19 protein-coding genes are annotated in these 19,491 nt (G+C 59.7%); all 19 read left to right on the forward strand.

What is annotated here, in order from left to right:
- Positions 1 to 12 precede the first annotated feature (12 nt).
- The 19 genes from fliF to flhF all read left to right on the forward strand — a co-directional run bounded on the left by fliF (position 13) and on the right by flhF (position 19,378).
- Positions 13 to 1,806, forward strand: a complete 1,794-nt coding sequence (gene fliF, locus ACCD02_RS15285) for a flagellar basal-body MS-ring/collar protein FliF (RefSeq protein WP_413303187.1) — start codon at positions 13 to 15, stop codon at positions 1,804 to 1,806.
- Positions 1,799 to 2,815, forward strand: coding sequence for a flagellar motor switch protein FliG (gene fliG / locus ACCD02_RS15290; RefSeq protein WP_259105455.1), 1,017 nt, complete (start codon positions 1,799 to 1,801; stop codon positions 2,813 to 2,815). The genes fliF and fliG overlap by 8 nt, the downstream gene beginning before the upstream one ends.
- Positions 2,816 to 2,858: 43 nt before the next feature.
- Complete coding sequence (fliH, locus tag ACCD02_RS15295) at positions 2,859 to 3,671, forward strand: flagellar assembly protein FliH (protein WP_413303190.1); 813 nt, start codon at positions 2,859 to 2,861, stop codon at positions 3,669 to 3,671.
- Positions 3,661 to 5,019, forward strand: coding sequence for a flagellar protein export ATPase FliI (gene fliI / locus ACCD02_RS15300; RefSeq protein ID WP_413303192.1), 1,359 nt, complete (start codon positions 3,661 to 3,663; stop codon positions 5,017 to 5,019). The genes fliH and fliI overlap by 11 nt, the downstream gene beginning before the upstream one ends.
- 6 nt (positions 5,020 to 5,025) lie before the next feature.
- The gene (gene fliJ / locus ACCD02_RS15305) at positions 5,026 to 5,475 is read left to right on the forward strand and encodes a flagellar export protein FliJ (RefSeq protein ID WP_413303194.1); all 450 of its coding nucleotides are present in this window, start codon (positions 5,026 to 5,028) and stop codon (positions 5,473 to 5,475) included.
- Positions 5,476 to 5,676: 201 nt separating this feature from the next.
- Positions 5,677 to 5,979: an STAS domain-containing protein gene (locus ACCD02_RS15310; protein WP_413303196.1), complete on the forward strand. Its 303-nt coding sequence runs from the start codon at positions 5,677 to 5,679 to the stop codon at positions 5,977 to 5,979.
- Between the two features lie 3 nt (positions 5,980 to 5,982).
- Positions 5,983 to 7,689 (forward strand): SpoIIE family protein phosphatase, encoded by a 1,707-nt coding sequence (locus ACCD02_RS15315; protein ID WP_413303199.1) that lies wholly within the window; start codon positions 5,983 to 5,985, stop codon positions 7,687 to 7,689.
- A gap of 81 nt (positions 7,690 to 7,770) precedes the next feature.
- Positions 7,771 to 8,085: an Hpt domain-containing protein gene (locus ACCD02_RS15320; protein ID WP_413303427.1), complete on the forward strand. Its 315-nt coding sequence runs from the start codon at positions 7,771 to 7,773 to the stop codon at positions 8,083 to 8,085.
- Between the two features lie 90 nt (positions 8,086 to 8,175).
- Positions 8,176 to 9,669, forward strand: a complete 1,494-nt coding sequence (locus tag ACCD02_RS15325) for a flagellar hook-length control protein FliK (RefSeq protein ID WP_413303201.1) — start codon at positions 8,176 to 8,178, stop codon at positions 9,667 to 9,669.
- A gap of 311 nt (positions 9,670 to 9,980) precedes the next feature.
- Positions 9,981 to 10,484 (forward strand): flagellar basal body-associated protein FliL, encoded by a 504-nt coding sequence (gene fliL, locus ACCD02_RS15330; RefSeq protein ID WP_413303203.1) that lies wholly within the window; start codon positions 9,981 to 9,983, stop codon positions 10,482 to 10,484.
- Positions 10,485 to 10,493: 9 nt separating this feature from the next.
- A complete protein-coding gene (gene fliM / locus ACCD02_RS15335; RefSeq protein ID WP_259105439.1) occupies positions 10,494 to 11,462 on the forward strand; it encodes a flagellar motor switch protein FliM in 969 nt (322 codons plus the stop codon).
- A 62-nt stretch (positions 11,463 to 11,524) separates the two neighbouring features.
- Positions 11,525 to 11,989, forward strand: a complete 465-nt coding sequence (gene fliN / locus ACCD02_RS15340; RefSeq protein WP_413303206.1) for a flagellar motor switch protein FliN — start codon at positions 11,525 to 11,527, stop codon at positions 11,987 to 11,989.
- A complete protein-coding gene (gene fliO / locus ACCD02_RS15345) occupies positions 11,990 to 12,493 on the forward strand; it encodes a flagellar biosynthetic protein FliO (protein WP_413303208.1) in 504 nt (167 codons plus the stop codon).
- Entirely contained in the window at positions 12,493 to 13,251 is a 759-nt protein-coding gene (gene fliP, locus ACCD02_RS15350) for a flagellar type III secretion system pore protein FliP (RefSeq protein WP_413303211.1), read from the forward strand. The genes fliO and fliP overlap by 1 nt, the downstream gene beginning before the upstream one ends.
- Before the next feature lie 172 nt (positions 13,252 to 13,423).
- Positions 13,424 to 13,693, forward strand: a complete 270-nt coding sequence (gene fliQ, locus ACCD02_RS15355) for a flagellar biosynthesis protein FliQ (protein WP_259105430.1) — start codon at positions 13,424 to 13,426, stop codon at positions 13,691 to 13,693.
- 6 nt (positions 13,694 to 13,699) lie between these two features.
- Positions 13,700 to 14,485, forward strand: coding sequence for a flagellar biosynthetic protein FliR (gene fliR / locus ACCD02_RS15360; RefSeq protein WP_413303214.1), 786 nt, complete (start codon positions 13,700 to 13,702; stop codon positions 14,483 to 14,485).
- A gap of 1 nt (position 14,486) precedes the next feature.
- On the forward strand, positions 14,487 to 15,623 hold the full coding sequence (gene flhB / locus ACCD02_RS15365; protein WP_413303217.1) for a flagellar biosynthesis protein FlhB: 1,137 nt from the start codon (positions 14,487 to 14,489) through the stop codon (positions 15,621 to 15,623).
- Positions 15,624 to 15,908: 285 nt separating this feature from the next.
- A complete protein-coding gene (flhA, locus tag ACCD02_RS15370) occupies positions 15,909 to 18,038 on the forward strand; it encodes a flagellar biosynthesis protein FlhA (RefSeq protein WP_413303219.1) in 2,130 nt (709 codons plus the stop codon).
- Positions 18,039 to 18,049: 11 nt separating this feature from the next.
- On the forward strand, positions 18,050 to 19,378 hold the full coding sequence (gene flhF / locus ACCD02_RS15375; RefSeq protein WP_413303222.1) for a flagellar biosynthesis protein FlhF: 1,329 nt from the start codon (positions 18,050 to 18,052) through the stop codon (positions 19,376 to 19,378).
- Positions 19,379 to 19,491 lie beyond the last annotated feature (113 nt).

Genomic DNA, 19,491 nt, shown 5'->3' on the forward strand with positions numbered 1-19,491 from the left:
ACGTATTGAGTCATGGCAGATGCAATCGCCGATAGCGTACCGGCCAAGTCGGGCGCCCCATCCAGCAAGCCGCCATTGTTCGGCATGGCGTTTCTGGAAAATCTCTCCGAGATGACCATGCTGCGTCAGGTCGGCCTTATGGTCGGCCTGGCCGCGAGCGTGGCGATTGGCTTTGCCGTGGTCCTCTGGTCCCAGCAGCCTGATTACAAGCCGCTTTATGGCAGCCTGACCGGAATGGATGCCAAGCAGGTCATGGACACCCTGGCCCAGGCGGATATTCCCTACACGGTCGAACCCAATTCAGGCGCCTTGCTGGTCAAGTCCGAGGACGTCGGCCGTGCGCGGATCAAGCTCGCCGGTGCCGGTATTTCCCAGAACGACGGCAACGTCGGCTTCGAGATCCTTGACAAGGACCAGGGCCTGGGTACCAGTCAGTTCATGGAGGCCACGCGCTATCGTCGCGGGCTGGAAGGCGAACTGGCACGGACCATCTCCAGCCTGAACAACATCAAGGCTGCACGGGTGCACCTGGCCATTCCGAAAAGCTCGGTGTTCGTGCGTGACGAACGCAAGCCCAGCGCTTCGATTCTTGTTGAACTCTATGCCGGTCGCTCGCTGGAGCCGAGCCAGGTCATGGCCATCGTCAACCTGGTCGCTACCAGTGTGCCTGAGCTGAGCAAGTCGCAGATCACCGTCGTCGACCAGAAAGGCAACCTGCTTTCCGATATGGTCGGAAATTCCGAATTGACCATGGCCGGCAAGCAGTTCGATTACACCCGGCGTATGGAAGGCATGCTCACACAACGAGTGCAGAACATCCTGCAGCCGGTGCTGGGCAACGATCGCTACAAGGCTGAAGTGTCGGCGGATGTGGATTTCAGTGCCGTCGAATCGACAGCCGAAAGCTTCAACCCGGATCAACCGGCGCTGCGCAGCGAGCAGTCGGTCAATGAGCAACGTTCTGCCAGTTCCGGCCCGCAGGGCGTGCCGGGTGCCTTGAGCAACCAGCCCCCGGGTCCGGCGACCGCGCCGCAGACTACCGGTGGTGCAGCAGGTGGTGCAGCGCCGGCCATTGCTCCGGGCCAGCCACTGGTTGACGCCAACGGTCAGCAGATCATGGATCCGGCTACCGGCCAGCCAGCTCTGGCGCCATACCCGGCCGACAAGCGCGTGCAGTCGACCAAGAACTTTGAACTGGACCGTTCCATCAGCCATACCAAGCAGCAGCAGGGTCGTCTGACCCGCCTGTCGGTTGCGGTCGTGGTGGACGATCAGGTCAAGGTCAATGCGGCCAACGGTGAAACCACCCGTGCCCCATGGACCGCCGACCAATTGGCGCGCTTTACCCGTCTGGTGCAGGATGCCGTCGGTTTCGACGCCAGCCGTGGCGACAGCGTAAGCGTGGTCAACGTGCCGTTCTCCACCGAGCGCGGCGAAGTGATCCCGGATATTCCGTTCTACTCGCAACCCTGGTTCTGGGACATCGTCAAGCAGGCCATGGGCGTCATCTTCATCCTGATTCTGGTCTTCGGTGTGTTGCGTCCGGTGTTGAACAACATCACCAATCCGAAGAGCAAAAACCTCGATGGTTTCGGCGATTCCGAGCTGGGTGGCGGCATGGGCGGCATCGGTATGGACGGCGAATTGTCCAACGACCGGGTCAGCCTGGGTGGTCCGCAAAGTATTCTGTTGCCTAGCCCGAGCGAGGGTTATGACGCACAGCTGAACGCAATCAAGAGTCTGGTGGCCGAAGACCCGGGTCGTGTGGCCCAGGTCGTGAAAGAGTGGATTAACGCAGATGAATGATCGTGCGCTCGTAACCAAGCTGACCAAAGTCGACAAGGCAGCCGTGCTGCTGCTGTCGCTGGGTGAAACCGATGCGGCCCAGGTGCTGCGTCACATGGGGCCGAAGGAAGTCCAGAAGGTCGGCGTGGCCATGGCCCAGATGCGCAACGTGCATCGTGAGCAGGTCGAAGAGGTGATGAGCGAGTTCGTCGACATCGTCGGCGATCAGACCAGCCTGGGCGTCGGTTCCGACGGTTATATCCGCAAGATGCTTACCCAGGCACTGGGCGAAGACAAGGCCAACGGCCTGATCGACCGCATCCTTCTGGGCGGCAACACCAGCGGTCTGGACAGCCTGAAATGGATGGAGCCACGCGCGGTCGCCGACGTAATCCGTTACGAGCACCCGCAGATTCAGGCCATCGTCGTCGCTTATCTGGACCCGGACCAGGCCGGCGAAGTGCTCGGACATTTCGATCACAAGGTGCGCCTGGACATCATCCTGCGCGTGTCATCGCTCAATACCGTGCAGCCAGCGGCACTCAAAGAGCTGAACCAGATTCTCGAGAAGCAGTTCTCCGGCAACGCCAACACTTCGCGAACCACGCTGGGTGGTATCAAGCGTGCTGCCGACATCATGAACTTCCTCGACAGTTCCGTCGAAGGCACCCTCATGGACTCGATCCGCGAGATCGACGAGGACCTGTCGGTACAGATCGAAGACCTCATGTTTGTGTTCAACAACCTGGCCGACGTCGACGACCGCGGCATCCAGGCGCTGTTGCGCGAAGTGTCCTCGGACGTGCTGGTCCTTGCCCTCAAGGGTTCGGACGAAGCGATCAAGGAAAAAATCTTCAAGAACATGTCCAAGCGTGCTGCCGAGCTGCTGCGCGACGACCTGGAAGCAAAGGGTCCGGTGCGAGTCAGCGACGTGGAAACCGCACAGAAAGAAATCCTCACCATTGCCCGCCGTATGGCCGAGGCCGGGGAGATCGTTCTCGGCGGCAAAGGCGGCGAGGAAATGATTTAGGTTCTGTTGACGTTTCAGCATGACCGCGCTCTAAGGATTCTGCATGTCCAGCTCCAGAAAAGAACCGGCCAGCGAGCTGATCCGGGCCAAGGACCTTATTGGCCTCGACGTATGGTCTTTGCCCAGTTTCGACCCGCATGTCCCGGAGCCTGAACCCGAGCCTGAGCCGGTTATTGAAGAGCCGGCCGAAAGCGAGGAAGTGCCGCTGGAGGAGGTCCAGCCACTGACCCTCGAAGAGTTGGAGAGCATTCGCCAGGACGCCTGGAATGAAGGCTTTGCCACGGGCGAGAAAGAAGGCTTCCACAGCACCCAGCTCAAGGTTCGCCAGGAAGCCGAGGTGGCTCTGGCGGCCAAGCTCGCCAGCCTGGAAGAATTGATGACGCACCTGCTTGAGCCCATCGCCGGGCAGGATGCGCAGATCGAAAAGCACATCATCGGGCTGGTCGAGCATATCGCCCGGCAGGTGATTCAGCGTGAGCTGCAGACTGACTCGCAGCAGATCGCCCACGTCTTGCGTGATGCCCTGAAGTTGCTGCCCATGGGGGCCAATAACATTCGCATCTTCGTCAATCCCCAGGACTTCCTCCTGGCCAAGGCGTTGCGCGAACGCCATGAGGAAAATTGGCGGATTCTCGAGGACGACACCTTGCTGCCAGGTGGCTGCCGTATCGAAACCGAGCACAGCCGCATTGATGCCAGTATCGAGACACGCATTGCCCAGGCGTTTATCCGTTTGCATGATCAGCAGCTGGAGCAGGCCATGCACCCGGCGCCAGCCGATGTGCATGTCAATCTTGAGGCACCCGTCACCGACGTGCATTCAAAAGCGGCCACAGAGGCCAACGATGCAACTTGATCGCACCAGTTTCGGCAAACGTTTCGGCTCCTACGCCGAAGCCATTTCCCTGCCTGCCCAGCCGGTGGTGGAAGGGCGCCTGTTGCGCATGGTCGGCCTGACCCTGGAAGCCGAAGGTCTGCGGGCCGCCATGGGTAGCCGCTGTGTGGTGATCAATGATGACAGCCATCACCCGGTCGAGGTCGAAGCTGAGGTTATGGGCTTCTCCGGCGGCAAGGTGTTCCTGATGCCCGTCGGCAGCGTCGCTGGTATCGCTCCGGGCGCGCGAGTCGTGCCGTTGGCCGATACCGGGCGCCTGCCCATGGGCATGTCGATGCTCGGGCGAGTCCTTGATGGCGCAGGTCGCCCACTGGACGGGCGCGGCCAGTTCAAGGCCGAAGACTGGGTGCCGATGGACGGCCCGACGATCAACCCACTCAAACGCAACCCCATCAGCCAGCCGCTGGATGTGGGGATTCGCTGCATCAACGGATTATTGACGGTGGGCCGCGGCCAGCGCCTCGGGCTGTTCGCCGGTACCGGCGTGGGTAAGAGTGTGCTGCTGGGGATGATGACCCGATTTACCGAAGCCGACATCATTGTCGTTGGCCTGATCGGCGAGCGGGGCCGCGAGGTGAAGGAGTTCATCGAGCATATCCTTGGTGAAGAAGGTCTCAAGCGCTCGGTCGTAGTGGCATCGCCTGCCGACGATGCGCCATTGATGCGTCTGCGCGCGGCGATGTATTGCACGCGTATCGCTGAATATTTTCGCGACAAGGGCAAGAATGTTCTGTTGCTGATGGACTCCCTGACCCGTTTCGCCCAGGCCCAGCGGGAAATCGCCCTGGCCATTGGCGAACCGCCGGCAACCAAGGGTTATCCGCCGTCGGTATTCGCCCGTCTGCCCAAGTTGGTAGAGCGCGCCGGTAATGCCGAGGCTGGTGGTGGTTCGATCACTGCTTTCTATACGGTGCTGTCCGAAGGCGATGATCAGCAGGACCCGATTGCCGACTCGGCCCGGGGCGTGCTCGACGGACACATCGTATTATCGCGGCGCTTGGCCGAAGAGGGGCATTACCCGGCCATCGATATCGAAGCCTCTATCAGCCGGGTCATGCCGGCAGTGGTCGATGCCGATCACATGGCCCGGGCTCAATATTTCAAGCAGTTGTGGTCGCGCTATCAGCAGGCTCGCGACCTGATCAGTGTCGGTGCCTATGTCGCCGGTGGCGATCGTGAAACCGATACGGCGATTTCCCTGCATCCGGCTTTGGTTCGTTATCTGCGTCAGGGCCTCAACGACAATGAAAGTCTGGAGGCCAGTCGCACGCAGCTGGCCGCCGTATTCGGCCCTGCACCGGGCGGTTGATAAACCATGGCTCAGAGTCGCGCAACACGCCTGGCGCCGGTAGTCGAAATGGCGGAATCGGCAGAGCGTACCGCTGCCCAGCGTCTGGGACATTTCCAGGGGCAGGTGCGCGTCGCCGAAGGAAAACTCGCTGAGCTGGAACGCTTTCGCTATGACTATCAGTTGCAGTGGATCAGCAAGGGCTCGGAAGGTGTTTCCGGGGAATGGCTGATGAATTATCAGCGCTTTCTCAATCAGCTCGAAACCGCCGTGGCCCAACAGAAGCAGAGCCTGGCCTGGCACCAGGCCAACCTCGATAAGGCCCGGGACGCCTGGCAGCAGTGTTATGCCCGGGTCGAGGGGCTGCGCAAACTGGTGCAGCGTTATATCGACGAAGCCCGTGCCCTGGAAGACAAGCGCGAGCAGAAACTGCTGGACGAACTGTCCCAGCGTTTGCCGCGGCACTCCCCGTTCTAACACCTGTTCGCAGGGTCGACCCGTTGGAGCGTGGTTGCCCGCAAACCAGTCAACACGGTTTGTCAGAGGAGGGGCTTTGCCGAATCCTTCGCGGGCAAGTCTCGCTCCAGCGTTGCCCTGCACTCAATCAGGTTTGCTGGCGCCTGAGGACGGTGCTACACCTTCCTCAGGCGACGGTCATTCATTTCAGGAATACTTTCGATGCCGGTAACTTCCCTGCTGTCTCCTGATGCTCAGGAGTTGACGATCTTTATCGAGGGATCTTTCGATTTCAAGGCTCATCACGATTTTCGCAATGCCTATGAGTCTCTGGAGACCGTGCAGCGCTATAACGTTGACTTGGGGGCGGTGGACTTTCTCGACAGTTCGGCCCTGGGCATGCTGTTGCTGTTGCGCGATCACGCCGGTGGCGAGCATGCGCGAATCCGCCTGGTCAATTGCAGTAGCGATGTGCGCAAGATCCTCACCATCTCCAATTTCTCGAAACTCTTCCACATAGGTTGACCGATGCAGAGTTCATCGGGGCCTCTGTGCATTCTTATCGCTGACGATAACGCCAGCGACCGCCTGTTATTGTCGACTATCGTGCATCGCCAGGGGCATCGCGTGCTCAGCGCGGGCAACGGCGCCGAAGCGGTGGCGATGTTCGAGTCCGAGCGCCCGCACATGGTATTGATGGATGCCTTGATGCCCGTTATGGACGGCTTTGAGGCGGCCCGACGTATCAAGCAAAAGGCTGGCGAGTCGTTGGTACCGATTATTTTCCTCACTTCGCTGACTTCAGGCGAAGCCCTGGCCCGGTGTCTGGATGCCGGTGGCGACGACTTCATCGCCAAGCCTTATAACCCGGTGGTGCTGGCGGCGAAAATCAACGCGATGAACCGGCTGCGTCTGTTGCAGGAGACGGTGTTGCGCCAGCGGGACATGATCTCCCGTCACCATGACTACCTGCTCAATGAGCAGCGTGTGGCCAAGGCTGTGTTCGATCAGGTTGCCCACGCCGGTTGCCTGGACGCCGCGAATATCCGCTACTTGCAATCCCCCTACGCGCTGTTCAACGGCGATCTGTTGTTGGCGGCGTATACGCCTGCTGGCGATATGCATGTGTTGTTGGGGGATTTCACCGGGCATGGGCTGCCGGCGGCCGTTGGCGCAATGCCGTTGGCCGAAGTGTTCTACGGCATGACCGGCAAAGGCTACGCACTGGCCGAAATCCTGCGTGAGATGAACATCAAGCTCAAGCGTATCCTGCCGGTGGATATGTTCTGCTGCGCCACACTGGTGTCGTTGGATCTTCGTCTGTGTCAGGTAGAGGTCTGGAATGGCGGCCTGCCTGACGGTTACCTGCTCGCGGCGACCGGAGGTGGGCGGATACCACTGGTTTCCCGGCATCTGCCCCTGGGCGTTCTTGGCGCCGAGGCTTTCGATGCGGCGACTGAGGTCCATCCGTTTCATCCGGGAGACCGGTTGTTCCTGCTGTCTGACGGTGTGCTCGAGACACGCGATCAGCGCGAGCAATTGTTCGGTGTTCAACGCCTGCATGAGGTGTTCGACGCCAATCACGAGCCGCATCTGCTGATCGACGAGATTCAACTGGCGCTCAATGCATTCGGTGGTCAGGCACGTGACGACGTCAGCATGGTGGAAATCGGTTCGTTGACTCTGCCTTCGACGCAGGGGCACCGACAGGCTCTGCATGACGATGGCCAGTTCAGTCCGATGGATTGGGCCTTGACCTTTGAGTTTCGCGGTTCGACGTTGCGTCGCTTCAATCCCTTGCCCAGATTGCTTCAGCTATTGTTGGAAGTCCGTGGCCTGCGTTCGCGCAGCAGTGAGCTGTTCAGTGTGCTGAGTGAGTTGTACAGCAACGCCCTGGAGCATGGTGTGCTGGGGCTCGACTCTGCATGGAAGCGCGATTGCGCCGGTTTCGCCCGCTATTATCAGGAGCGCGACAGCCGTCTCGCGCAATTGGACAGCGGGTTTATTCGCTTGCACATTGATGTGTCTGCCCTTGGCGAGGGGGGCTGCCTGAAAATCCGGGTGGAGGACAGCGGGGCGGGATTCGATGCTGAAAACCTTCTGGCGCGACCGCCCATTGTCCATGAGTTGCACGGGCGTGGTTTGCGCCTGGTTCGCGAGCTGAGCGATTGCTCGCACTGGTCCACGGATGGGCGTACTGCCTGTGTGGAGTTTGTCTGGGGCGAGGTGGCATAATCCCCGGATTCTTGATCAAGGAGTGAACAAGTGTCGATCATTCATCTGGATTACAGCGTGCTCAACACCTTGCAGGAAGTCATGGAGGGGGAGTACGTCACCTTGCTCGACGTATTTATGCGCGATGCCGAGCAGCGTATCTCTGCGCTGCGTCAATCTGCCAGCGGTCCTGACATGGATTTGCAGGAGCTGAGCATGACCGCTCACAGCTTCAAGGGCAGCAGCAGCAATATGGGGGCTATGCGCCTGTCCGATTTATGCCGCCAACTGGAAGAGCGAGCTCGTCAGCAAGAGGTTGCCGGCCTCGTCGAGTTGATTGGCAGTATCGTCAATGAATACGCCACGGTACGGCGGCTGTTCGATGCCGAGCGGCAGTTGCTCACCGCTCAGCCCTGAGTATTTAGCCGGCGTTTAAAACTCTGATGCTGAAACTGGCCCGGAGTTTGCTATCAGTTCCGGTAACCAGCTGCTCATGCGGAGACCAACATGCCACTTGCCCCCAATGCCCTTCTTCAGACCAATGCGACGGCCGCGACCAAGACCGCCTCGGCCATCCAGTCGAACAAAACTGTAGAAGCCAGCAAGGACAATGCTTCCAGCTTCTCCGACGTCTACTCCAAGCAGGCCAGGGTCAAGTCGACGGACGAGCGTGACACGCCGAGCAAGACCGTGCGTGACAAGGCGCCCGCTGAAAAGAGCAAGGCGGTGGCCGACAAGGACAAGCCTGCCAGTGACGACAAGACGGCGTCCACGCAGTCGACGGTTGCCGATAGCGGCAATACCTTGCCTGTCACGCCGGTAGCAAGTTCGGATCAACAAAGCGGCGACAGCGACAATGCGCCGGTCGATCCTTCTCTGCTGACTGAAGTGGCACCCGAGCCGACGCTGCCGACAGTTGATCCGACCCAGGACCCTACCTTGCTGGCACTTGCCGCCCAGGCCGCCGCGCAGCCAGTCACCGAGCCGGTGGTGGAGGTAGCACCGAAGTCGGCGACTGATGCTGCGAGTGCTGCTGCGACTGCTGCGGCAGTCACCGTTTCCCAGGCGGCCACTGCAGAACCGGTTGTTGCCCAGGTCACGCCGCCTACCGGGGAGAAACCGTTCGACCCTTATGCCGACCCGCTTGAAGGGTTGTCTGCCGTGCAGCTGGCACTGGAGAACGCCAGCGCCAAGGCGCAATCCACGACGCAGACTGCGCAACTGACCACCACCACGGCCAAGACCGGCAAGAGCCCGGCCGATACTGGCAATGTCGACCCCTCGCAGAATGTCGCCAATAACCTGACAGCCCTGGCTGACCAGTTGCCGGTGCAGAAAAGCAGTACGGAGAGCAGCGACAAATCCTTCGGCAGCATAATCGACGACGGGCTCAAGGATGGTCAGGCCGCGGCTACCGATACTCGCGTAGATAACTTTGCCGATCGCCTGGCGGCAATGAGTCAGGCTGCACAGCAAGCCAGGGTGCCAGCGGCTGCAACCGCTGCGCCGCTGATCAACCAGCCGTTGGCCATGCACCAGAGCGGCTGGAGCGAAGGTGTAGTGGATCGAGTCATGTATCTGTCCAGCCAGAATCTCAAGTCGGCACAGATTCAACTGGAGCCTGCTGAGCTGGGTCGTCTGGACATCCGTGTCAACATGGCCCAGGACCAACAGACCCAGGTGACCTTCATGAGTGCCCACGTGGGTGTTCGTGAGGCGTTGGAAAGCCAGATGGGCAAGTTGCGTGATTCATTCAACCAGCAGGGGCTGGGGCAGGTGGATGTGAGCGTTTCCGATCAGTCGCGCCAGCAATCCCAGCAACAGCAGGCCCAGGAGGAGCAGGCCGCCAACGCCCAGCGTTCCGGTTCGGGGGGGCGTACGGGTGGTTCCGGTTCGGGTGACGGATCTACTGATGATGCGGCCATCGCCGATGCGGCGATTCCGTTGAATCAGCCGGCAACGCGGGTCATCGGTACCAGTGAAGTGGATTACTACGCCTGATCAATTGAACGCCATCCGGATATCACTCTGTCGCGCTATAGCCAGGCGACAGGGTGTAATCGAATAATGTGGGAGCGAATTCATTCGCGAAGAGGCCGGGACAACTGACAAATTTTCATTGCCTGAAATGCCGCTTTCGCGAATGAATTCGCTCCCACAATGCGCTTGCATTGATCATTTTCAGTCTGCTGCTCTGCCTCCGGATTGTCCCCTCATCTTTAATTGCTCAGGAATTTGATTACTCTGGCATAACACTTGCTGCCCCTCTGTCACGCATCAGCGAACCCCTCGAATAGTGACGGATTATTGGCATGGCGAAGAGCGAAGTAGTTAAAGACCCCGCATCCAAAGGCAAACTCAAGCTCATCATCGCTGCCGTCGTAGCCTTTCTGCTGGCCATCGGCTTGTCGGTAGGTGCGACCTGGTACTTTGTACACAAGGCTGACAGCAAGCCCGACCCTGCCGCCGTTGCCGCCGCTGAGGCTAACGCCAAGCACCCGGCGGTGTTCGAAGCACTGACACCGGCCTTCGTTGTCAACTTCAACTCAGGTGGACGCACACGTTACATGCAGGTGAGCATCACCATGCTGGCGCGCAATGCGGCGGACCTCGAAGCGCTGAAAGTGCATATGCCGGTTATTCGCAATAACCTGGTGATGTTGTTCGCAGGCCTGCCCTTCGAGCAGCTGTCGACGCCGATCGGCCAGGAAATGCTGCGCCAGAAAGCCACCGCCAGCGTGCAGGAAGTCGCGCAGAAAGAACTCGGCAAGACTGTCATTGAGCAGTTGCTGTTCACTAACTTCGTATTGCAGTAGGACCACGACATGGCCGTGCAAGACCTGCTGTCCCAGGATGAAATCGACGCCCTCTTGCATGGCGTCGACGACGGGCTGGTCCAGACCGAGAGCGCTGCCGAGCCTGGCAGCATCAAAAGTTATGACCTGACCAGCCAGGACCGGATTGTCCGGGGGCGCATGCCGACCCTGGAAATGATTAACGAGCGTTTTGCCCGCTACACCCGTATCAGCATGTTCAACTTGCTGCGCCGTTCGGCGGACGTGGCAGTGGGCGGCGTACAGGTGATGAAGTTCGGCGAGTACATCCACTCGCTGTACGTGCCGACCAGTCTTAACCTGGTCAAGCTCAAGCCGCTGCGCGGCACGGCACTGTTCATCCTTGACGCCAAACTGGTGTTCAAGCTGGTGGATAACTTCTTCGGTGGTGACGGCCGTCACGCCAAGATTGAAGGTCGTGAGTTCACCCCCACCGAGCTGCGTGTCGTGCGTATGGTGCTGGATCAGGCGTTCATCGACCTCAAGGAGGCCTGGCAGGCGATCATGGAAGTGCACTTCGAGTACATCAACTCGGAAGTGAACCCGGCCATGGCCAACATCGTCGGCCCGAGCGAAGCGGTGGTGGTATCGACCTTCCATATCGAACTCGACGGCGGCGGCGGTGATCTGCATGTGACCATGCCGTATTCGATGATCGAGCCGGTGCGTGAAATGCTCGACGCCGGTTTCCAGTCGGATCTGGACGACCAGGACGAACGCTGGGTCAAGGCGCTCAAGGAAGACGTGCTGGATGTGGCCGTGCCGCTCAGTGCCGTGGTCGCAAGACGGCAACTGCTGCTGCGCGACATCCTGCATATGCAGCCTGGCGATGTGATTCCCGTGGAACTGCCCGAACACCTGGTGATGCGCGCCAATGGCGTACCGTCGTTCAAGGTCAAGCTGGGCTCGCACAAAGGCAACCTGGCCCTGCAGGTAATAGAACCGATAGAGCGGCGCTGAGCCTTCCGGCCTGTACCGTTATTTTGCTATGACCATGAATTAATGCTTGTCGAGGACAACCGATGGCTGATGAAAACGAAATCACGTCTGCAGAAGATCAGGCGTTGGCTGATGAATGGGCGGCTGCACTGGGTGAGTCCGGTGAAGGCGGTCAGGCAGATATCGACGCATTGCTGGCAGCTGATGAAGGACACTCTTCTTCCAATCGCATGGCGATGGAAGAGTTCGGTGGCGTGCCGAAGAACAACGGTCCGGTCACTCTGGATGGCCCTAACCTGGATGTGATTCTCGACATTCCGGTATCGATCTCCATGGAAGTGGGCAGCACCGATATCAACATCCGCAACCTGTTGCAGCTCAACCAGGGTTCGGTCATCGAACTGGATCGCCTGGCGGGCGAGCCGCTGGATGTACTGGTCAACGGCACCCTGATCGCCCATGGCGAGGTGGTGGTGGTCAACGAGAAGTTCGGCATTCGCCTGACTGACGTGATCAGCCCGAGCGAACGTATCAAGAAGTTGCGCTGAGTGAGGCGTTTTCCGGGTGTGCTTCTGGCCCTGTCCCTGTGCCTGCCATTATTGGCGGGCGCGGCGGAACCTGTGGCATCGACGCCGGCTGCGGTTGCTGCCGCGCCAGTGGTAGCGCCAGCCACGCCAGCCGTCGCGCCGTCGGCTGCGGCCATGAGTACGGGGCTGGGTGGCCAGCTGACACAAATGGTCCTCGGACTGTTGTTGGTGATCGGCCTGATTTTCCTGCTGGCCTGGGCGATGCGTCGGGTCCAGCGGGTCGGTCCGGCCAATGGGCAGCTCATCGAGTTGCTCAGCTCAAGGGCCATTGGTCCGCGGGATCGTCTGGTACTGGTACAGGTCGGTAACGAGCAGATTTTGCTCGGCATCACTCCGGGCCGGATCACACCGCTGCACGTGCTCAAGGAGTCGGTGACGGCTCCGGTGAAGCAGCCTGCGACGCAGGAATTCGCCCAGCGCCTGATGGAGCTGCTGGGCAAGGATCAAAAGGACGACAAGAAGTGATGTCGCGCATTCTATTGCTGCTGTTGCTGATTCTGGCTGCGCCCACGGCGTTTGCCGCCGGGCCTGACCTGCTGTCGATCCCGGCGATCACTCTGGCCACCGGCGCCAATGGCCAGCAGGAATATTCGGTCAGCCTGCAGATTCTGCTGATCATGACCGCGCTGAGCTTTATCCCGGCGTTCGTCATGCTGATGACCAGCTTTACCCGGATCATCATTGTCTTTTCGATTCTGCGTCAGGCCCTAGGCCTGCAACAGACTCCGTCCAACCAGATCATGACCGGCATGGCGCTGTTCCTGACCCTGTTCATCATGGGGCCGGTGTTCGACCGGGTTAACCAGGACGCCCTGCAGCCTTATCTGGCCGAGAAAATGACGGCCCAGGATGCTTTTGTAAAAGCCCAGGTGCCGATCAAGGACTTCATGCTCGCGCAGACCCGCACCAGTGACCTGGAGCTGTTCATGCGCCTGTCCAAGCGCACTGATATCGCCACGCCGGATCAGGCGCCACTGAATATTCTGGTCCCGGCATTCGTGATTTCCGAGCTCAAGACCGCGTTCCAGATCGGTTTCATGATCTTTATTCCGTTCCTGGTCATCGATCTGGTGGTGGCCAGTGTGCTGATGGCCATGGGTATGATGATGCTGTCCCCGCTGATCATTTCCTTACCGTTCAAGATCATGCTGTTCGTGCTGATTGATGGATGGGCGTTGATCATCGGCACCCTGGCCAGTAGTTTTGGTGGTGTGTCGCCATGATCGAGTTTTGCCTCGGCCCAGTAGGAGCTGCCGAAGGCTGCGATGGCGTGCGCAGCGCGCCCGGCGCTAATCCCGGGAAGGTCCTGCGGACCTTATCGCAGCCTTCGGCAGCTCCTGCGAGAAACCTCTTTTATTCAGATAATCATGTTGGTTTTGGTAAGAGGGTGGTCTCATGACACCGGAAGTTGCCGTCGATATTTTCCGCCAGGCCCTGTGGCTGACGACCATGCTGGTTGCCATTCTGGTCGTACCCAGTCTGTTGGTCGGCCTGCTGGTGGCGATCTTCCAGGCTGCGACCCAGATCAACGAACAGACCCTGAGCTTCCTGCCGCGCCTGCTGGTGATGCTGATCACCCTGATCGTCATCGGTCCCTGGCTGCTGAAGATGTTCATGGAATATATCCTGTCGTTGTACGGCAGCATTCCGAACGTGATCGGCTGATCAGCCGTGCCCTCCGTCCTGGCGTTGACCGATACCCAGATCAGTACGTGGGTCGCCGCCTTTCTTTTGCCGCTTTTTCGTATCATTGCCCTGCTCAGTACCATGCCAATCTTCGGCACGACCCTGGTGCCGCGACGCGTACGCATGTACGCGGCCCTGGCGATCACCGTTGCCATCGCCCCCAGCCTGCCACCCATGCCGCCGGTACAGGCGCTGGACCTGAGCGCGCTGCTGCTGGTCGGTGAGCAAATCATCATTGGTGCGGCCATGGGCCTGTCGTTGCAATTGTTCTTCCAGGCATTCGTGATCGCCGGGCAGATCGTGGCGATTCAGATGGGTATGGGCTTCGCTTCCATGGTCGACCCCACCAACGGGGTTTCGGTGGCGGTGATCGGGCAATTCTTCACCATGATGGTGACCCTGGTATTCCTTGGCATGAACGGCCATCTGGTGGTGTTCGAGGTACTGGTGGAGAGTTTTACCACCCTGCCGGTGGGTCAGGCTTTCGATGTTGCCAACATCTGGGAACTGGTCATGCGCCTGAGCTGGGTGCTGGGAGCCAGTTTGATGCTGGTGCTGCCGGCCATCACCGCATTGTTGGTCGTCAACATAGCCTTTGGGGTGATGACCAAGGCGGCACCGCAGTTGAATATCTTCTCCATCGGTTTCCCGCTGATCCTGGTGCTCGGCATGCTGATCCTCTGGCTCAGCATGGCGGAAATTCTCAATCAATACCGGCCGCTGGCCGTCGATGCCTTGCAGTACCTGCGAAGCATGGTCGGAGCCCGCTGATATGGCCGAGAACGAGAATGGCCAGGACAAGACAGAGGAACCCACGGACAAACGGGTCAGGGATTCCCGTGAAAAAGGTGAGGTGGTTCGTTCCAAGGAGCTGAGCAATCTGGTGTTGATGATTGCGGGGACCTGGGGGCTGCTGGTGTTCGGCGCTGGCATAGCGCAGATGTTCATGACGGTGATGCGTAACGGTCTGACCATCAGCCGCGAAATGATCATGGATCACACCTACATGACCCGGTATTTGCTGGCCGCAGTCAAGGAAGCGCTGGTGGCCATGCAGCCGTTCATGCTGACCATGGTGCTGGCGGCGCTGATCGGCCCGATTCTGCTGGGCGGGTGGCTGTTTTCTCCCTCTGCGCTGGCGCCCAAATTTGGCCGTATGAACCCCTTGGCAGGGCTCAAGCGCATGGTCTCGGTCCACGCCCTGATTGAGCTGCTCAAGTCCACGGCCAAGTTCTGCATCATTCTCGCGGTCGCAGTGGTGGTTCTCAGGAAGGATCAGAAGGACCTCATGACCATTGGTTATGAGCCCTTGGAGCAGGCCATTACCCACTGCCTGCAGGTGGTAGGCTGGAGCGCCCTGTGGATGGCTTGCGGATTGATCATCATCGCGGCGGCGGACGTGCCGTTCCAGATCTACGAGGCGCACAAGAAACTGTTGATGACCAAGCAGGAAATTCGTGACGAGCACAAGGACAGTGATGGCCGCCCCGAGGTCAAGCAACGCATTCGTCAGTTGCAGCAGGAGCTATCGCAGCGGCGCATGCTCTCGGCGATTCCGGATGCCGATGTGATCATCACCAACCCGACCCACTTTGCCGTGGCGCTCAAGTACGACCCGGAGAAGGGGGGGGCGCCGATGCTGCTGGCCAAGGGCACGGACTTCATCGCCCTGAAAATCCGCGAAATCGGTGCCCAGCATCAGGTCCTGATCCTCGAATCGCCGGCCCTGGCGCGTTCGATCTACTACAGCACTGAGCTGGATCAGGAGATTCCGTCGGGGCTGTATCTGGCGGTGGCCCAGGTGCTGGCCTATGTCTACCAGATCCGTCAATTCCACGCCGGTCGCGGCAAGCGGCCTACGCCACTGGGCGATATCAGCATTCCGCCGGATCTGCAGCGCGATTCCTGAGGCGTCCGCATGTTGGTGACGGCAATTGTGGCGCGGATTGTCTTGGAGCAGATTCTGTGGGAGCGAATTCATTCGCGAAGAGGCCAGTACATTCAACGCATTTTCATAGCCTGTAATACCGCCTTCGCGAATGAATTCGCTCCCACAGTCACTCCTGCCCGCCTGGAGTGTGGCCAGTGGACATTTCCTACAGCTTTCTCCTGCATAGTTGGACAGCTTCTTGCAATAACTTGATCAGGTCGCTTCTAGCGTCAAGTTTTTGATTTAGCACGCAGGTATGAATCGGTGGATCGCTCTCAATTAATCAGTAGCGCACGCAGCAATCTGGCTGGCCTGGGCAAGGGTCAGCTCGGCGTACCGTTGTTGCTGTTGGTCATGCTGGCCATGATGATGTTGCCGGTGCCGCCGTTTTTGCTCGACGTGTTCTTTACCTTCAACATCGCCCTGTCCATCGTCGTCCTGCTGGTCTGCGTGTACGCTCTGCGGCCTCTGGATTTCTCGGTTTTCCCCACCATCCTGCTGGTTGCCACCCTGTTGCGCCTGGCCCTGAACGTGGCGTCCACCCGGGTGGTCATGCTGCACGGTCAGGATGGCCACGCGGCTGCCGGTAAGGTGATCCAGGCATTCGGTGAAGTGGTGATCGGCGGCAACTATGTGGTGGGTGGCGTAGTCTTCGCGATCCTGATGATCATCAACTTCGTCGTGGTCACCAAGGGTGCCGGGCGGATCTCCGAGGTAAGCGCGCGCTTTACCCTCGATGCCATGCCCGGTAAACAAATGGCGATCGACGCCGACCTCAACGCCGGTCTGATCGATCAGGCCCAGGCCAAGGCCCGCCGTCTGGAAGTCGGGCAGGAAGCCGAGTTCTACGGCTCCATGGACGGTGCCAGCAAATTCGTGCGCGGTGACGCCATCGCGGGCCTGATGATTCTGTTCATCAACCTCATCGGCGGCATGCTGGTGGGTATTTTCCAGCACGGCATGACCTTCGCCGATGCTGCCAAGACCTATGCACTGTTAACCATCGGTGACGGTTTGGTGGCGCAATTGCCATCACTGCTGTTGTCCACTGCGGCAGCGATCATGGTGACCCGTGCTTCCGGTTCGGAAGAAATGGGCAAGCTGATCGGTCGTCAGATGTTCTCCACGCCCAAGGCGTTGGTCGTGGCTGCGGGCCTGATCATCGTCATGGGGCTGGTGCCCGGCATGCCGCACTTCTCTTTCCTGGGCATGGGCCTGCTGGCGCTGGGCGGTGCTTATATGCTGTGGCGCCGGCAGAACATGGTCAAGGTCCAGGCCCTGGCCGAGGTTCAGCGTCAACAGGAACTGCTGCCGTCGCCGACCCGGGTCCAGGACTCCAAGGAGCTGGGCTGGGATGACGTGACGCCCATCGACATGATCGGCCTGGAAGTAGGCTACCGCCTGATTCCCCTGGTGGATCGCAATCAGGGCGGGCAGTTGCTGGCGCGGATCAAGGGCGTGCGCAAGAAGCTCTCCCAGGAGCTGGGCTTCCTCATGCCCACCGTACACATCCGTGACAACCTTGATCTGGCGCCCAGCGCCTATCGCCTGACGCTGATGGGCGTGACCCTGGCCGAGGCCGAGATCTATCCCGAGCGCGAACTGGCGATCAACCCTGGCCAGGTCTTCGGCACGCTCAACGGTATCACTGCCAAGGATCCGGCATTCGGTCTGGAAGCGGTGTGGATCGAGATCAGCCAGCGGCCCCAGGCACAATCTCTCGGCTACACGGTGGTGGACGCCAGTACCGTGGTCGCGACGCACTTGAACCAAATTCTCTACAAGCATTCTCATGAGCTGATCGGCCATGAGGAAGTGCAGCAACTGATGCAATTGCTGTCCAAAAGCTCGCCGAAACTGGCTGAAGAGCTGGTGCCGGGGATTCTTTCGCTGTCGGCGCTGCTCAAGGTCTTGCAAGCGCTGTTGTCCGAACAGGTACCGGTGCGGGATATCCGCAGTATCGCCGAAGCAATCGCCAACAATGCGGCGCGGAGTCAAGATACCGCCGCTTTGGTGGCTGCAGTGCGGGTCGGCCTGAGTCGCGCGATCGTGCAAAGCATTGTAGGGACTGAGCCGGAGCTGCCTGTCATCACGCTGGAGCCAAGGTTGGAACAAATATTGCTCAATAGTTTGCAGAAGGCTGGTCAGGGTCAGGAAGAAGGCGTTCTTCTCGAGCCAAGCATGGCTGAAAAGCTCCAGCGTTCACTGATCGAAGCTGCCCAGCGTCAGGAAATGCAGGGGCAGCCGGTGATACTGCTGGTCGCAGGTCCCGTACGTGCCATGCTCTCGCGTTTTGGCCGTCTGGCCGTACCGAACATGCATGTCCTGGCGTATCAGGAAATTCCTGACAACAAGCAAGTCACAATCGTAGCGACTGTCGGGCCCAACGGCTGAGGTAGTGAGTCATGCAAGTTAAGCGATTTTTCGCCGCCGATATGCGTCAGGCCATGAAACTGGTTCGTGATGAGCTGGGCGCTGAAGCGGCCATCATCGGCAACCGGCGTATTGCTGGTGGTGTCGAGCTGACTGCCGCGCTGGATTACAAACTCTCGGCGCTGGCGCCGCGTGTGCCGAACATCGAGCTCGAAGACGAGCTGCGCAAGACACAGTCGCGCATCGTGACCGCCCAGGCCGAGCTGAACAACCGTGGTGAGGTCGGTGCGACCAACCGCCAGTTGTTCGCCGGCTTGCCGCTGGACGCCACCGATACCCATATCGAACCGACCCTCGAAGAGCCGCCACGTCCGCTTACTTATTCCAGCGCACCTGCCGCTGCGCAACCGAGTGGTGGCCAACGCGCTTACGAATCCATGCGTTCCGAACTCAATGGCCTGCGCGAACTGCTGGAAGTCCAGCTCGGCTCCCTGGCCTGGACCCAGTTGCAGGGCAGTCGCCCGCAGCAGGCCAACCTGTGGCGCCGTTTGCAACGAATTGGCCTGTCCGGCCCGCTGTCGCGCGACCTGCTGGCGATGATCCCGGATGTTGATGAGCCGCGTCAGGCCTGGCGCCTGTTGCTGGCGCATCTGGCGCGGATGATCGTGGTGCCGGAAATCGAGCCGCTGGAAGAGGCGGGGGTGATTGCCATGGTCGGTCCTGCCGGCATGGGCAAGACCACCACCCTGGCCAAGCTGGCGGCACGCTACGTGCTCAAGTACGGAGCCCAGAACATCGCGCTGGTGAGTATGGACAGTTTCCGTATCGGCGCCCAGGAACAACTCAAGACCCTGGGCCGTATCCTCAATGTGCCGGTGACCCATGTCGATCCGGGCCAGTCCCTGGCACAGGCGTTGGAACCGTTGCTGCGCAAGCGCGTGGTGCTGATCGATACCGCCGGCCTGCAAGCCAGCGATCCGGCCCTGCGTCTGCAACTGGAAAGCCTGGCCGGTCGCGGCATTAAGGCACGCAATTATCTGGTCCTGGCCACTACCAGCCAGAAGCAGGTGCTGACCGCTGCCTATCACAGCTACAAGCGCTGTGGCCTGGCCGGTTGCATCCTGACCAAACTCGACGAGACCGCAAGCCTTGGCGAAGTGCTGAGCCTGGCGATCAGTCACGAACTTCCCGTGGCCTATCTCACTGACGGGCCACGTATACCAGACGATCTGCATCTGCCCCGTCGGCACCAGTTGGTGACCCGTGCGGTGAACGTGCAGATGCAGGAAGAGCCTAGCGAGGAAGCTATGGCTGACATGTTTGCCGATCTGTATCACAACCCCAGCAAGAGAGTGGGCTGAGTGAGGCAATACACAGGAATGTATCTGCATCGATGGTCTGCCAGGCACTGTTCTTCATTGAACGTGCAGCCCGCAACGTGGCTTCGGTCTAAGCAAGACAAGGTAAAGAGATA

It is taken from the genome of Pseudomonas sp. Pseusp88 (genome assembly GCF_047303955.1).
Taxonomy (GTDB): Bacteria; Pseudomonadota; Gammaproteobacteria; order Pseudomonadales; family Pseudomonadaceae; genus Aquipseudomonas.